This is a genomic window from Nocardia sp. NPDC004573 (assembly GCF_053602135.1).
On the sequence record NZ_JBSGDA010000003.1, the window covers coordinates 16,924 to 30,779 of the forward strand.

Here is a 13,856-nt window from a genome sequence, read left to right on the forward strand (position 1 = left end):
TCGCACCTCACCCCGACAATTCACCCGCCGAGCGCCAGGAATTCCGTTCGGCGGTGAAGGCTTCGGCTTGCTTCGCGCGGAACGACTCGATGGACGCGGCGTTCTCGGCGAGAAAGGCCCGGTAGTCCGCCAGGCGGAATTCGCCGTCCTCGGCCCGCACCCGGACGTCGCCCGCCGCGAAATCGGCACGCAGGTCGAGGAGTTCCTCCGCCTCGACGGGATACCAGCGGATGCGGTCGAAATAACGCAACAGCCAGGGTGTTTCGGCTCCTGACGCGGCACGGTCCGCGCCAGGGGAGACTCCCGGCGCCGCACCGGCCCGGTGATTCCACACCTGGGTGGTGCGCCCGACGAATTGATAGCCGCCCGGCCCCTCCATTCCGTAGATGCACAGATACGCGCCGCCGATGCCGACCGCGTTCTCCGGCGTCCAGGTGCGGGCGGGGTTGTACTTCGTGGTCACCAGCCGGTGCCGCGGATCGGTGGGGGTGGCCACCGGCGCGCCGAGGTAGACATCGCCGAGGCCGAGAACCAGGTACTCGGCCCCGAACACGGTGTCGTAGACGTCGGAGACGGAAGCCAAGCCGTTCATGCGGCGGATGAACTCGATGTTCCATGGGCACCACGGCGCGTCGGCGCGCACACCGTGCATGTAGCGGGTGATCGCCTCGCGGGTGGACGGGTCGTCCCAGGACAGCGGCAGATGGACCACCCGGCTGGGCACCACGAGCCGATCGGAGGCGGGCAGCTGCGCCTCCGACTCGGCGAGCAGCTCGAGCAGTACGGGCACCGACAGCACGTGCGGGTCGACCCGGATCTGCAACGACCGGATGCCGGGGGTCAGCTCGGTCACGCCGCGCACCCCGGCGGCGAGCAGGTGCTGGTGCAGAGCGTGCACACGGGCGCGCAAACCGAGATCCAGCATCATGGCGCCGTATTCGACGAGCACCCCGTCGTCGCCCGCGCGCCGGTAGGTCACCGCGGTCTCGTCGTCGGCCTCGGCGCGGCGCAGCACCCCGTCGTCGCCGTCGCCGCCTGTGGACAGCACCGTCGGCCAACCGGCGCGGCGCGCGGGACCGAGTTCCCGGATCGAGGCGGCGCGGTCGCCGCGCACCGGGACGAACCGCACGCGGTCACCGGGGGACAGCTGACCGAGCTTCCAGCGGTCGGCCGCGACAACGGTGACCGGGCAGACGAAGCCGCCGAGGCTCGGCCCGTCCGGACCCAGCAGGATGGGCGTGTCGCCGGTGAAGTCCAGCGCGCCGACCGAATACGGGGTGTCGTGGATGTTGGACGGGTGCAGTCCCGCCTCGCCGCCGTCGGTGCGCGCCCATTCCGGCTTCGGCCCGATCAGCCGGACGCCGGTGCGGTCGGAGTTGAAGTGCACCTCGTAGTCGGTGCCCAGGACGGTCTGGAAGTCGGCGCGCGTGAAGAACTCCGGCGCGCCGTGCGGACCCTCGGTGACCGCGAGTTCCCAGCGGCGGGTGAGCACGGGTTGTTCGTCCATCGGCACGGCGGTGGCGACCCGGCCGTGGGGCACGCCCAGCCCCAGCGACGCGCCGGTGCGCAGCGCGCCGCCGGTGCCGCCGCCGAATCGGCCGAGGGTGAAGGCGGCGGCGCTGCCGAGGTATTCGGGCACGTCGATGCCGCCCGCGATGAGCACGTAGCAGCGCATGCCCGGCCCGCGCACCGCGCCGACGTCCAGCACGCCGCCCGCGGGCACGCGCACGGTTCGCCACTGCGCCACCGCGACACCGTCGACGGTCACCTCCGCCGGTGCTCCGGTGACGCAGACCCAGGTGGCCGCCGTGAACCGGAGCGCGGGGCCGCCGAGGGTGCATTCCAGTCCGGCGGCGCCCTCCTCGTTGCCGAGCGCGCGATTGCCCAGACGGAAGGACAGATCGTCCATGGGTCCCGACGGCGGCACGCCGACATGCCAGTATCCGACCCGCCCCGGCCAGTCCTGCACGGTGGTGAGCATGCCTGGACGAACCACCTCGACTCGACCGGATCGCGCCGGTTCGGGCTGCGCCGTCGCGGCGAGCGGTAGTGCGGCGACGGTCATCGCGACACCACCATGCGCACCGGCGTCGGTTCGAAACCGTTGCACGGGTTGTTGATCTGCGGGCAGTTCGAGACCAGCACCAGCGTGTCGATCTCGGCGCGCAGCGTGACCCGCTTGCCCGGCGCGGACAATCCGTCCACGATGCCCAGCGTGCCGTCCGTCTCCACCGGAACGTTCATGAACCAGTTGATGTTGGACACCAGGTCGCGTTTGCCCAGGCCCCAGCGCAGGGCTTCGGTGAGGAAGTTCTCCACGCAGGCGTGCTGGTGGCGGGTGTGGTGCCCGTAGCGCAACGTGTTGGACTCCTGCGAGCAGGCGCCCGCGATGGTGTCGTGGTTGCCGACCTCGTCGGCCACCACGGTCATCAGCGCCGTCCCCGCGTCGGTCAGCAGCACGCTCCCGGCGGTGAGGAAGATGTTGCGTTGCGCGGTGACGGTGGCCTGGGCGCTGTAGCGGTCGGAGTGGTCGGCCGCCGAGTACAGCAGGCAGTCCACCGCCTGGTTGCCGTGCAGATCGATGATCTCCAGGTACTCGCCCGCCCGGACCACCGCCGACCACGGCGAGCGGGCGGGGACGGTTTCGTCGAGCACGATGGCGCGGGCCGTGGTCATGCGATTGCCTCCAGGGTCAGGGCGGCCGCCCACGCTTGTTCGGTGTTCTGCACGGCCCGCCGATACTCCGGGTCGTCGCTGCCGGGTGCGGCGAGGTCTTCCGGCGCGGTCCACGCGACGACGTCGAGGTCCGTCCCGGGCCGGTCGTCGAGCGGGTGCGTGGAGTTGGCGACCAGCACGGTGACCGGCAGGTGCACGAGCAGATCGACGGAGGAGCCCGCGGCGGCGCTGCCGGTCGGGACGAGGGCGCCGTCGCGCTCCACGCGCACGCCGCGGAAGAACGAGACCGTCGGCCCGATGTCTCGGGGTTCCAGGCCGTGCTTGGCGCCGGCCAGGCGCAGCGAATGGCGGGCACGGCCGGTCGGCCCGCAGAGTGCGTCGTGGTGGCCGGAGGTGTCGGCGAGCACGGTGGCCAGCACACGGCCCTGGTCCGACAGCAGCGGATGACCGCTGCCCAGGTACGCCTGCCACGGCACCTTGACCGTGTCGGCGACATTCAGGCGCTCCCATGGCGCGTCGGTGCGCACCAGGAGCAGGTGCGCGCAGGCCGCGCCGGCGGGATCGGACAGGCGGACGCGGGTGCCGCGCCCGAGCGCGATGTTCGCGTATCCGCCCGCTGGGATCCGCTGTGCGAAGGTGATTCGCGCGGAGTCGATCTCGGCGGGCAGCGTGGGTGTCGCGATCGCCGCCGCCGCGGCCTGCGCCCGTGCGTGCGCTCGCGCGCCGGAGGTGTCCGCAGTGCTTGTCACGGTGTGTCCTTTCGGATGCTGGTTCGTCGGCGTAGGCGGCGGTGCGGGCAGGGCACCGCCGCATCGGGCGTTCAGGCCGGTTGCGGTGCGGGTTCGGCGTTCGCGACCGGACGCGACCAGCCGACCACGAACCGGTGCACCAGGACACCGATGGTGAGCACCAGTGACACGAAAAGCGGTGCGGCCCAGAGCATCCACCAGCCGCCGCCGTCCGGGGTGTAGACCTCGGCCCGTGGCCAGGCCAGGTTCACCACCATCGCGACGCCCCAGATCACGGCGAGCGCGTTGACCGGAATACCGAACCGCCCCAGACCGAACAGCCGCGCGTCGGTGCCCGCGTCGGGCAGACCGGTGAACCGGCGGACCAGCAGTGGCACCGTCACCAGCAGATAGGCCAGATACAGCGTCACGATGCAGACGCTCGCCAGCGTCGCGAAGATCGCGGCGTTGCCGAGATTGAGCACCAGCAGGCCGATGCCGAGGACGCCGATCACGACGGCGGGCAACACCGGCGTGCCGTACCGCGGGTGCACCGCGGCGAGCCGGGCGGCGAACGGCAGCTTGCCGTCGCGCGCCATGGAGAACATCAGCCGCGAGCCCGCGGTCTGGATCGCCAAGGTGCACACGGTGATCGCGACCGCCACGCAGCCGAGCAGCACCTTGCCCGCCGGGCTGTCCAGTTTCGCGGTGAGCACGTAGGCGAGGCCGTCGGAGGCCAGCGCGCCGTCGGACAGACTCGGCGCGGCCATCAGCGCGCCCAGCAGCATCAGCCCGCCGCCCAGCGCCGAGATCGACAGCGCGGTGAGAATGGTGCGGGGCGCGACCCGGCGCGGGTTCTTGGTCTCCTCGGAAAGCTCGCCCGCGGAATCGAATCCGACCATGACATAGGCCGCCATGAGCCCGGACACCAGGAACGCGGCCCAATAGGGACCCGGCGCGGCCTGATCGGTCCGCAGCACCACGCCGGGTCCGCGCTCGGCGGTGGTGAAGAACAGCGCGATGATCGCGAGCACGCCGACGATCTCCACGGTGACGCCGATCGAATTGATCCGCGCCATCAGGTCGATGCCGAGGACGTTGATCAGCGTGGTGACCACGAGCAGGATGCTGCCCAACAGCACGGCGTTGGTCGCGCCGGACGGCGAGGTGAGCGCGGTGTCCGCGCCGACGAGCTGGAATCCGCTCCAGATCGAGGGCAGCACCACCTGGAGCGCGATCGCCGCCGCGGCGGCCGTGACGATCTGCGCGATGATCATCATCCAGCCCGCGAACCAGCCGACGAGTTCACCGCCCAGCCGTCGTGACCATTGGTAGATGCACCCCGAGATCGGGTAGCGCGCGGCCAGTTCGGCGAAGTTGAGCGCCACGAGGAACTGTCCGGCGAACACGATCGGCCAGGTCCAGAAGAAGGCGGCTCCGCCGAACGAATAGCCGAAGCCGAAGAACTGGAAGATCGTGGTCAGGATGGAGACGAAGGAGAAGCCGGCCGCGAAGGAGGCGTAGCGGCCGAGCTTGCGGTGCAGTACGGGCTGGTAGCCGAACCGGGCGAGGTCGGCGCTGTCACCGGTGAGATCGGGCGGCGGGGTCGGGGCGAGCGTGGTTGCCATGAGCGGTCCTTCGGCGTGCGACCAATAACTATCAGACGATAGTTTTGCGGTCGCGATCGCTCTTTCGGTGACCTGCGTGTATCGCTTCCGCGTCCCCCGGTAACTTCTGTGTTGCCCTTATTTCTATCAAGTGACAGAAAACGCACCGGGCCGCGCACCGTGCTCGAGCGGACGCCGACCGCACCGGAGCGTCCGCGCGCCGACCTGCCAGAATGGGCCCGTGGCAAACCTCGGTCCAGGACGGCCGCGCGTCGAACAGCGCCGCCGACGCGGATCCACGCCGCGCGCCGAAATCCTCGACGCCGCAGGCGAACTGTTCACCACCAACGGCTACGCCAACACCTCCACCCGCGCGATCGCCGACGCGGTCGGCATCCGTCAGGCCTCGCTGTATCACCACTTCGCGGCCAAGGACGACATCCTCGACGCGTTGCTCGCCGAAACCGTGGCCGCGCCGATCGAGCTGGCCGAACGGCTGCGCGCGCAGCGCGAGCCCGCGCCGGTCCGCCTGTACGCGCTGGCGCTGTTCGACGTGCGGCAGTTGTGCGCGTCGCGCTGGAATCTGGGTGCGCTGTACCTGCTGCCGGAACTGCGGACCGAGCGCTTCGCCGCGTTCCGCCTGCGCCGCGACGAATTGCGCGGACATTACGAGGCTTTGGCCGCGCAGGTGCTGGCCGAGGGGAGTGCGGCGAGCGTGCCGGGCGCCGAATCGCTGCCGTTCCGGTTGGTGGAGACGGTGATCGGCATCCGCTCGGACGAGGGCGCCGCGCCGAAGTACGCGGAGCGGACCATCCCGGCCGCGGTGCTGCGCACGCTCGGCTGGCCCGGCGATCTCGACGCCCTGCGAGCCGAGGCGGTCGTGCTGCTGGACCGGATCACGTCGCCGGCCTCCTGAAGCTCAGGACTTGCCGGTACCCCGGACCCAGTCCAGCCCCCAGCCGTATGCCTTGTCGACCTCGGTCACGCCCCAGCGCGGCCGGTTCGACGGCGGCGGGACGAAGCGGCCCTCCCGGCGTACCACCAGTTCCGCACCGGTGTTCTCGACGAGCGCCAGCACCACGTCCCGGGATCCGTCCGCGCAACCGTCGACGCTCAGTTCGATCGGCGGGGCGCTCGCCGGGTACAGTGTCGCGGTCACCCGGATACCCCGGAGGTCGTCCGCGCCGTCGTACAGCGTGGCGAAGATCAGGATTCGGCGGAACGCGGCCGCGTGACCGAGATCGAGCTCCAGGTTCTCCCCGGCGGCGCTCGCCCCGGAACGGTCGTCCGCGTCCAATCGAATGAACGGCGGCCGCTCCAGCGATCCGAAATCGCCGACCGGACGGATGTCCCCCTTGCGCCCATCCGCCAGTTCCCAGAAACAGCACAGGTCGAGATCCAAAGCGGCCGGACCCGAGATGCCGGATGCGGTCCAGTTCAGATTGATCCGCATGATGCCGGAGTTCGCGCCGTGCGCGATCAGCGACACCGAGGGGGACTCTCTCGTCAGCGCGAGTCGTCCGGAAGGTTGCGCCCCGGAAGCGTTGCCGCCCGGCGGAACCGGCTGTCCCGCCGCAGGCGCGGGCATGCGAGCCGGCGGGTACTGCCCCGACGCCGGGTACCGGCCGGGCGGCGCGTAACGGACTGGTGGAGGCGGGCTTATGTGGGGTGCCCCATACCGACCCGCCGACGGTGTGTACTGGCCCGGCGGTGGCGTGGGGTGGTCCGGCGGTGCCGTGGAGCCGCCCGGCGTCGGATACTGCGGAGCCACGGGCCAGTCGGAGGGAGCCGGGTACCCGCCCGCCGGGGCGTGCTGACCGTGCGGCGGTGCCGCATGGCTTCGCCAGGACGCGCCGGAAGGATCGGAGGGACTCGGTGCGGAATCGGCCGATCCTGCCTCAGGCGGGACGAATCCGCCCGCTCGCGGAACCTCCGGCGAAGTGCGCAAGTTCGGTTCCGCCGTGGGGGTGAGCGGTGGCAGCGCGGACTGACTGCGGCCCGGCTCCGGCGGCACCGCCCCGGTCGGCGGCGGTGGCGGGGTGAACTCGTGCGATGGCGCGGGCGGCGGTGGGGGTGGCGCGTACTCGTGCGGCGGGGCGGGCGCTTCGTCCACCGAGATCCCGTAGTCGGTGGCCAGCCCGGCCAGCCCGGAGGTGTAACCCTGGCCCACCGCGCGGAACTTCCACCCACCGTCGCGCCGGTACAGCTCGCCGAGCACCACCGCGGTCTCGCTCGTCGCGCCGATGCTGTCGAAGCGGGCCACCTCGGATTCGCTGCCCACCTCGACGACTCGCACGAACAGCCCGTCCAGCAGCCCGACGGCGCCGCCCTCGGTCGATGCGGCGACGATGATGCCGTCGATCTGCGGCTCGATCCGCGTCAAGTCCGCGAACAGCACATCCAGCACCGTCGAACCGGGCCGTTTGCCCTCGTACCGGACGGCGCCGGAGGGGTGGGCTGGTTGGTTGTAGAAGACGAAATCGGTGTCGGATCGCACTTTCCCGGACGCCACGAGCAGTGCGGAAGCGTCGGCGTCCGGCGCGCCCCGCCAGCCGACTTCGATCCGGACGGCGGAACTCGGCACGGGCACGTTGGCGCCCTTCGGCATGGACACGTCTGTCAACGTAACCGATACCGGCGCACGGCGTCCGGCATCCGCGTGCTCCCGAGCGGCCGGGATCTCAGTGCGTCGGCGGCGCGATCTGCCAGTGTTCCTGCAACGCCCCCGCGATCTGCGGAAGCACGGTCACCGGAACGCGCTTGTGCCGCAGAACCGCCCGGATCTCCATGACCTGATCGCGTTTACGCAGGTCGTAAGCGCCCGCGACCGGACGGACCACCGGCGGGATGGACAACAGGACCAGCTCGCCGTGCGGTTCGTCGCCACCGGACAGATCCAGCGCCAGCGACCAGCGGGCACGCTCGTCGAGGGTGAATCGCCCGGCCACCACCCGGTCCCACGGAATGCTGGACACCGTCCACGGCTTGCGCCGGTAGATGGCGTGATCGGTGAGCACGACGGCGTCCCTGGTGAACAGCGCGGCCAGCACGGCGATGCCGACGACGGCGCCGGCCAGCAGGCCGGTGAATACCCGATTCACGCCGAACGCCACGACGAACGAGCCGCAGATGGCGACGGTCGCCACGATGCCGAGCACGCTGTACAGGGCTGCGCGCTGCGTCGGGACGACACCTGCCCGCACCGTTGTCATCTCACCTGCCTGTCCGTGCCGCATTTCCCGGCTCACGCTACCGTCTCCGCGCACCGGCGCACATCTGGTCGTTTCCCAGATGTGGCCGGGGCGGTCACAGGGTCAGCGGGACCGCGGCCTCGGCGGTGTACACCAGGAACGTCAGACTCTGCTGGAAGTACAGCTGCACCGACGTACTGTCGTGCGACAGGTAGCCGATGGACAGGTCCTGGCCGATGCGCAGATCGAAGTCGCCGCCACGGGTGGTGAGCACGATCGCGCCGTCGATGGCGGGCGCCCAGATGATCTCCCCTTCCGGGATCAGCCGCTCGATGTGCGTGCGGATCATGTGCCCGTGGTCGGAGGTCTCGCTGACCGCTGTGTACAGATCGGCGCTGAGCAGCACCGAATACGGTCCGTCGACGCCGGCCAGCCGCAGGGCGCTCAACGCCTGCGCGATCGCCTCGGGCACCAGCCGGGTGTCGCTGGGCAGCGTGATCGGCTCGTTGGACGAGGCGGCCCGGATGCCGGTGATGTGCGCGGCCGGGTACCCCTCGAAGATCGCCCGGTCCTCGGCGAACGCGATCTTCTTCGCGGCGTCCTTCACCGGATCCAGGTCGGTGTCCTGCGCGCCGCGCTCCACGTTGTCGAGTTCCTCGCGGGAGAGCGTGAACGGCACGCGCAGTTCGACCAGCGGCGCGACCACCCGCTGACGGGCGAAGACCCCGGCATCGGGCGAGTCGATCGGGGTGGTGCGCCCCGTGCCCACCGCGGAGTAGTCGACGCCGTGCGGCCCGGACAGGTCGACGACGCGACGGCCCGCGATGTGCCGCTTGAACGTGCGCGTCGCCTCCTCCTCGATGGCCGCCCATGCCTCGGCGGTGATCGGCGCGAGTTCGCGATGGAGGTTGTTCATGACCGGATGCTCCTTTTCAACGAGCCGATACCGAGGACGCCGTCGCCGGAGGGCGCGGCGGTGCCGGGCGGACTTGCGAGACCGGCGCGGTCGGTGTCCACGGACACCGCGACGTCCGCCGTCTCCCACGGTGCGGGCGGCAGGTCGTCGAGGAAATCGACGGTGGGTGCGAAGAACGACGTGCCGGTGTGTGCGACGGAGAAGTCGAGGATGCGGTCGTAGGCGGCCTCGCCGGTGCCGAGGAACATGCGGGTGAGCATGCGTTCGGTGACGCTCGGCGTGGCGGCGTAGGCGATGTAGTAGGTGCCGAACACGCCGTCGCGCACGCTGCCGAAGGGCATGTTGCCGCGCAGGATCTGGCGCTCGGTGCCGTCCGGATCGATCAGCGTGTTCATCTCGACGTGCGAGTCGGCGGGCTTGATCTCGTCGGGGAGCTCGAAGTCGTCCAGTTTGGTGCGGCCGATCACGCGCTCCTGCTCCTCGACCGACAGCGCCCGCCAGTCCGCCAGCGGGTGGGTGTACTTCTGCACGATCACGTAGCTGCCGCCGGTGAAATCGGGATCCTCGTCGCCCACCAGCGCGGCCGCGGCGGCCGCGCGGCCCTCCGGGTTCTCGGTGCCGTCCACGAAACCGAGCAGGTCGCGCTGTTCGAAGTAGCGGAAGCCGACGGTCTCGTCCACGATCGTCCCCGCGCCCGCCAGCCGGTCGGCGATGGCCATGGCCAGTTCGAAGCAGGCGTCCTGGACCTCGGACTTGATGTGGAACAGCAGGTCGCCCGGTGTCGCGGGCGCGGTGTGACGGGCGCCGACGTACCCGGGGAACGGATGCAGCTCAGCGGGTTTCGGCCCGGCGAACAGCCGGTCCCAGGCGTCGGAGCCGATCGAGGCGACACAGGTCAGGTTCGCGCCGGGCAGCCGGAAGCCCACCGAGCGGCGCAAACCGGTGATGTCGGCGAGCAGGTCGCGGACTGCCGCTTCGCCGCCCTCGTCGATCGTGGCGACCAAGAAGATCGCCGACGGCGTGAGCGGTTCGAGGATCGGCTGCGGCTCACCCATGATCGACACCCTAACGCCCGGCCGGCCCGGCCACGGTGCGGACCCGCGTGGCGGCGGCTACATCGCTACGGTCAGCAGGAACGCGACGTCGTCGATGGCCTTGACGCTGTGGCGCGCCTTGGGCACCACGATCAGGTCGCCTTCCGAGCCTTTCCATTCGTTGGCGCCGCTGAGCAGGATCAGTGTGCCACTGAGCACCAGCAAGGTGGCCTCACCGGTGTTGTCGTGCTCGGCGAGGCTGTGCCCGGCCGTCAGGCCGACCACCGTCTGCCGCAGCGTATGCGTGTGGCCGCCATAGATTGTCTGGGAACTGCGTCCGCTCGTGGCGAGGGTCGCCAGCTTCAGTTGCTGGCGCGCTACCGCAGTCAGCGATTTCTTTTCCATGGACCGCCTTTCGCAGATCACCACAGCCGATGCCGGGCTGGTGGCAACGGCTCGAGGCGTTCGGCCGGACGCGGGGTCCGGCCGCCGCATATCGAGGAGTATGCCCGAGTCGGCTGCGGCGCGGGCCGGGTTTCACCGGCCCGCGCGTCGGGACGGCGTTCCGGGCTCGCGCGGTGTGGCTTTTCGCTAGGCCGTCGGCTGCCGGGTGTAGTGCCGGATACGGAAGCGCAGACCGGTGCTCGAGGTGCGCCAGCGCTCCGGGTCGTCGGGCTGCCACTCCGGTCCGATCGACGGCGCGAAGGCGTCGCCCTCGACCGCGGTATCGATCTCGGTGACGCGCAGATCGGTCGCGAACTCCAGCGCGGCGCGATAGATCTCGCCGCCCCCGGCGACCCAGACCGCGTCCGGGGCGCAGCGGGCCAGCGCCTCCGGCACCGAGGACGCGCGCTCGGCGCCGTCGGCCGACCAGTCGGGCTGTCTGGTCACCACGATGTTGCGTCGCCCGGCCAGCGGCCGGAACCGCGGCGGCAGCGAATCCCAGGTCCGTCGGCCCATGATCACGGGATGTCCCCAGGTGACGTCCTTGAACTGCGCCATGTCCTCGGGCAGCCGCCAGGGGATGGTGTTGCGGTATCCGATCACCCCGTCGAGAGTCTGCGCCCAGATGAGCCCGATCGTGCGGCCCTCGGTCACACCGCCACCGGGGCCTTGATGGCCGGATGGTGCCGGTAGCCGACTATTTCCACGTCCTCGTAGCGGTAGTCGAACAACGTCGGCGCGGGGTGCAGCCGTAGCGTGGGGAACGGGTAGGGGTCGCGCTGAAGTTGCTCGGTGACCTGCTCGAGGTGGTTGTCGTAGATGTGGCAGTCGCCGCCGGTCCAGATGAACTCGCCCGGCAGCAGCTCGGTCTGCTGGGCGACCATGTGTGTCAGCAGGGCGTAGCTGGCGATGTTGAACGGCACGCCCAGGAACAGGTCGGCGCTGCGCTGATAAAGCTGGCAGGACAGTTTGCCGTCGGCCACGTAGAACTGGAAGAACGCGTGGCAGGGCGCAAGCGCCATCCTGTCCAGCTCGGCGACGTTCCACGCCGAGACGATGATGCGCCGGGAATCCGGGTCGGTGCGCAGGGTCTGCAACACCTGGGCGATCTGGTCGATGTGGGTGCCGTCCGGCGTGGGCCACGACCGCCACTGCACGCCGTAGACCGGGCCGAGCTCGCCGTCGGCATCGGCCCATTCGTCCCAGATGGAGACGCCGTGTTCGCGCAGCCAGCCGATGTTGGAGTCGCCGCGCAGGAACCACAGCAACTCGTACACGATCGACTTCAGATGCACCTTCTTCGTGGTGATCAGCGGAAACCCGGCCGAGAGGTCGTAGCGCAACTGGTGGCCGAAGATGCTGCGCGTCCCGGTGCCGGTGCGATCGGCTTTCTTCGTGCCGGACGCCAGCACCAGCCGGAGCAAATCCTCGTATTGCGTGTCGGGAGCCGATGCCGGATCGAGCGCGTCATGAGCCACGTCTGGCAACTCTAGTCGTCGTCCACCCGTGCGCGATGAGCCGATCGGGCGCGTCCTCGGCGCCGCCTGGCCGCCGTGGCCGGGCGCGGGCCTGGCAAGCTCGAGCCCATGCGCAAGCTCTATGTGATCGGCATCGGCGCCGGTGATCCCGACCAGGTCACCGTGCAGGCGGTCAAGGCCATGCGTCAGGTCGAGACGTTCTTCGTCATCGGCAAGGGCGAGGCGAAACAGGAGCTGGTCGACGTGCGCACGGCGATCCTGGAGGCCCACCTGGACCGGCCGTACCGGATCGTCCCGATCGCCGATCCGCCCCGGGACCGGACGCCCGCCGACTACCTGGACGTGGTCGACGACTGGCACGATCGCCGCTCGGCGCTGCTGGAATCGGCGTTCGCCGCGGCCGACGGCGTCGGCGGCATCCTGGTCTGGGGTGATCCCGCGCTGTACGACAGCACGCTGCGGATGATCGAGCGGGTGCTCGCCCGCGGCGCGGTGAGCTTCGAGTACGAGGTCGTGCCCGGCATCACCAGCGCGCAGGCGCTGGCCGCGCGGCATCGCGTGGTGTTGCACGGGATCGGCGAGCCGGTGCGCATCACCACCGGCCGCCGCCTCCGCGAGGAGGGGCTCGGCGCGGAGAACACGCTGGTGATGCTGGACGGCGACTGCTCGTTCACCGCCGTCCAGGAGCAGGACGTGCACATCTGGTGGGGCGCCTACCTCGGCATGCCGGACGAGACCCTGATCGAGGGACCGCTGGCCGCGGTGCGGGAGGAGATCGTCCGCCGCCGCGCCGAGTTGCGCGACCGCAAGGGCTGGATCATGGACATCTACCTGCTGCGCCGCGGCGCGTGAGCCGTCCGCCGCGCGCGAACCGGCCGGTTGTCGGTGGCGCTGGGTAGTGTGGAACGCGTGCCAGAGCTACCGGAAGTGGAGGCGTTGGCTCAGTTCCTCCGGGAGCATGCGGTCGGCGCCGTGGTCGGTCGCGTCGACGTGGCCGCGCTGAGCGCCGTCAAGACGTTCGAACCCCCGGTCACCGCGCTGTCCGGTCGAGATGTCACCGGCGCGGGCCGCTGGGGCAAATTCCTCGGCCTGGAATGTGACGGCCTGTGGCTGGTCACGCATCTGTCGCGCGGCGGATGGCTGCGCTGGATCGACGAGCCGAGCCCGACGCCGCCGAAGCCGGGCGGCAAGAGCCCGCTCGCGCTGCGCGTGCATTTCTTCACCCCCGAAGGGGCGACGCCCGCGTTCGACCTGACCGAGGCGGGTACGAAGAAGCGGCTCGCGGTGTACGTCGTGGCAGACCCCAAGGCGGTGCCCGGCATCGCCCGGCTCGGCCCCGACGCGCTGGAGCTGACCGAGGCGCAGTTCGCCGATATCCTGCGGGGCACCTCGCAGCGGATCAAGACCGCGCTGGTGGACCAAGCGCTGCTGGCCGGCGTCGGCAACGCCTACTCCGACGAGATTCTGCACACCGCGCGGATCTCGCCGTTCGCGAATACCAAGACCCTTCCGGCCGACAAGGTCGCCGAGTTGTACACCGCCCTGCGCACGGTGCTCACCGACGCGGTGCGCCGCTCGGTCGGCCAGGACGCCGCCCGCCTCAAAGGCGAGAAACGCTCCGGCATGCGGGTGCACGCCCGCACCGGCCAGCCGTGCCCGGTCTGCGGCGACATGGTCCGTGAGGTGGCCTACGCCGAGCGGTCCTTCCAGTACTGCCCCACCTGTCAGACCGGCGGCAAGGTCCTCGCGGATCGGCGGATGTCGCGTTTGCTGAAATAGCGG

General features: G+C 70.4%; 14 protein-coding genes. 3 read left to right on the plus strand and 11 right to left on the minus strand.

Annotated features, from left to right (window positions below; genetic code table 11):
• Positions 1-7: 7 nt before the first annotated feature.
• The 4 genes from ACWEKR_RS05475 to ACWEKR_RS05490 form a co-directional block, all read right to left on the minus strand.
• Positions 8-2,065 (minus strand): 5-oxoprolinase/urea amidolyase family protein, encoded by a 2,058-nt coding sequence (locus ACWEKR_RS05475; RefSeq protein WP_452353459.1) that lies wholly within the window; start codon positions 2,063-2,065, stop codon positions 8-10.
• Entirely contained in the window at positions 2,062-2,676 is a 615-nt protein-coding gene (locus ACWEKR_RS05480) for an urea amidolyase associated protein UAAP2 (RefSeq protein WP_452353460.1), read from the minus strand. The genes ACWEKR_RS05475 and ACWEKR_RS05480 overlap by 4 nt, the downstream gene beginning before the upstream one ends.
• Positions 2,673-3,425, minus strand: coding sequence for a DUF1989 domain-containing protein (locus ACWEKR_RS05485; protein WP_452353461.1), 753 nt, complete (start codon positions 3,423-3,425; stop codon positions 2,673-2,675). The genes ACWEKR_RS05480 and ACWEKR_RS05485 overlap by 4 nt, the downstream gene beginning before the upstream one ends.
• 71 nt (positions 3,426-3,496) lie before the next feature.
• Positions 3,497-5,032, minus strand: a complete 1,536-nt coding sequence (locus ACWEKR_RS05490; protein ID WP_452353462.1) for an amino acid permease — start codon at positions 5,030-5,032, stop codon at positions 3,497-3,499.
• Positions 5,033-5,252: 220 nt separating this feature from the next.
• Here ACWEKR_RS05490 and ACWEKR_RS05495 point away from each other — a divergent pair, with 220 nt between their 5' ends.
• Positions 5,253-5,927 (plus strand): TetR/AcrR family transcriptional regulator, encoded by a 675-nt coding sequence (locus tag ACWEKR_RS05495; protein WP_452353463.1) that lies wholly within the window; start codon positions 5,253-5,255, stop codon positions 5,925-5,927.
• Positions 5,928-5,930: 3 nt separating this feature from the next.
• Here the strand turns inward: ACWEKR_RS05495 and ACWEKR_RS05500 are convergent, their stop codons facing one another.
• The 7 genes from ACWEKR_RS05500 to ACWEKR_RS05530 all read right to left on the minus strand — a co-directional run bounded on the left by ACWEKR_RS05500 (position 5,931) and on the right by ACWEKR_RS05530 (position 12,074).
• On the minus strand, positions 5,931-7,619 hold the full coding sequence (locus ACWEKR_RS05500) for a TerD family protein (protein WP_452353794.1): 1,689 nt from the start codon (positions 7,617-7,619) through the stop codon (positions 5,931-5,933).
• 73 nt (positions 7,620-7,692) lie between these two features.
• Positions 7,693-8,259: a hypothetical protein gene (locus ACWEKR_RS05505; protein ID WP_452353464.1), complete on the minus strand. Its 567-nt coding sequence runs from the start codon at positions 8,257-8,259 to the stop codon at positions 7,693-7,695.
• Positions 8,260-8,317: 58 nt separating this feature from the next.
• On the minus strand, positions 8,318-9,118 hold the full coding sequence (locus ACWEKR_RS05510) for a family 1 encapsulin nanocompartment shell protein (RefSeq protein WP_159842813.1): 801 nt from the start codon (positions 9,116-9,118) through the stop codon (positions 8,318-8,320).
• Positions 9,115-10,173, minus strand: coding sequence for a Dyp-type peroxidase (locus ACWEKR_RS05515; RefSeq protein WP_452353465.1), 1,059 nt, complete (start codon positions 10,171-10,173; stop codon positions 9,115-9,117). Before ACWEKR_RS05515 ends, ACWEKR_RS05510 begins: the two co-directional genes overlap by 4 nt.
• A gap of 57 nt (positions 10,174-10,230) precedes the next feature.
• Positions 10,231-10,557 (minus strand): cupin domain-containing protein, encoded by a 327-nt coding sequence (locus tag ACWEKR_RS05520; RefSeq protein WP_159842817.1) that lies wholly within the window; start codon positions 10,555-10,557, stop codon positions 10,231-10,233.
• Between the two features lie 186 nt (positions 10,558-10,743).
• Complete coding sequence (locus tag ACWEKR_RS05525) at positions 10,744-11,250, minus strand: dihydrofolate reductase (RefSeq protein ID WP_452353466.1); 507 nt, start codon at positions 11,248-11,250, stop codon at positions 10,744-10,746.
• Positions 11,247-12,074: a thymidylate synthase gene (locus ACWEKR_RS05530; RefSeq protein WP_452353467.1), complete on the minus strand. Its 828-nt coding sequence runs from the start codon at positions 12,072-12,074 to the stop codon at positions 11,247-11,249. The genes ACWEKR_RS05525 and ACWEKR_RS05530 overlap by 4 nt, the downstream gene beginning before the upstream one ends.
• A gap of 108 nt (positions 12,075-12,182) precedes the next feature.
• Here ACWEKR_RS05530 and cobF point away from each other — a divergent pair, with 108 nt between their 5' ends.
• Together cobF and ACWEKR_RS05540 are read left to right on the plus strand one after the other, a co-directional pair.
• On the plus strand, positions 12,183-12,926 hold the full coding sequence (cobF, locus tag ACWEKR_RS05535; protein WP_452353468.1) for a precorrin-6A synthase (deacetylating): 744 nt from the start codon (positions 12,183-12,185) through the stop codon (positions 12,924-12,926).
• A gap of 57 nt (positions 12,927-12,983) precedes the next feature.
• The gene (locus tag ACWEKR_RS05540) at positions 12,984-13,853 is read left to right on the plus strand and encodes an Fpg/Nei family DNA glycosylase (RefSeq protein ID WP_452353469.1); all 870 of its coding nucleotides are present in this window, start codon (positions 12,984-12,986) and stop codon (positions 13,851-13,853) included.
• Positions 13,854-13,856: the final 3 nt, after the last annotated feature.

What these genes read in the sequence shown, in the direction of transcription:
- ACWEKR_RS05515 (WP_452353465.1), bottom strand. Translation starts at nt 10,173, where the DNA reads ATGGGTGAGCCGCAGCCGATCCTCGAACCGCTCACGCCGTCGGCGATC.
- ACWEKR_RS05480 (WP_452353460.1), bottom strand. Translation starts at nt 2,676, where the DNA reads ATGACCACGGCCCGCGCCATCGTGCTCGACGAAACCGTCCCCGCCCGC.
- ACWEKR_RS05500 (WP_452353794.1), bottom strand. Translation starts at nt 7,619, where the DNA reads ATGCCGAAGGGCGCCAACGTGCCCGTGCCGAGTTCCGCCGTCCGGATC.
- ACWEKR_RS05510 (WP_159842813.1), bottom strand. Translation starts at nt 9,118, where the DNA reads ATGAACAACCTCCATCGCGAACTCGCGCCGATCACCGCCGAGGCATGG.
- ACWEKR_RS05520 (WP_159842817.1), bottom strand. Translation starts at nt 10,557, where the DNA reads ATGGAAAAGAAATCGCTGACTGCGGTAGCGCGCCAGCAACTGAAGCTG.
- cobF (WP_452353468.1), top strand. Translation starts at nt 12,183, where the DNA reads ATGCGCAAGCTCTATGTGATCGGCATCGGCGCCGGTGATCCCGACCAG.
- ACWEKR_RS05490 (WP_452353462.1), bottom strand. Translation starts at nt 5,032, where the DNA reads ATGGCAACCACGCTCGCCCCGACCCCGCCGCCCGATCTCACCGGTGAC.
- ACWEKR_RS05475 (WP_452353459.1), bottom strand. Translation starts at nt 2,065, where the DNA reads ATGACCGTCGCCGCACTACCGCTCGCCGCGACGGCGCAGCCCGAACCG.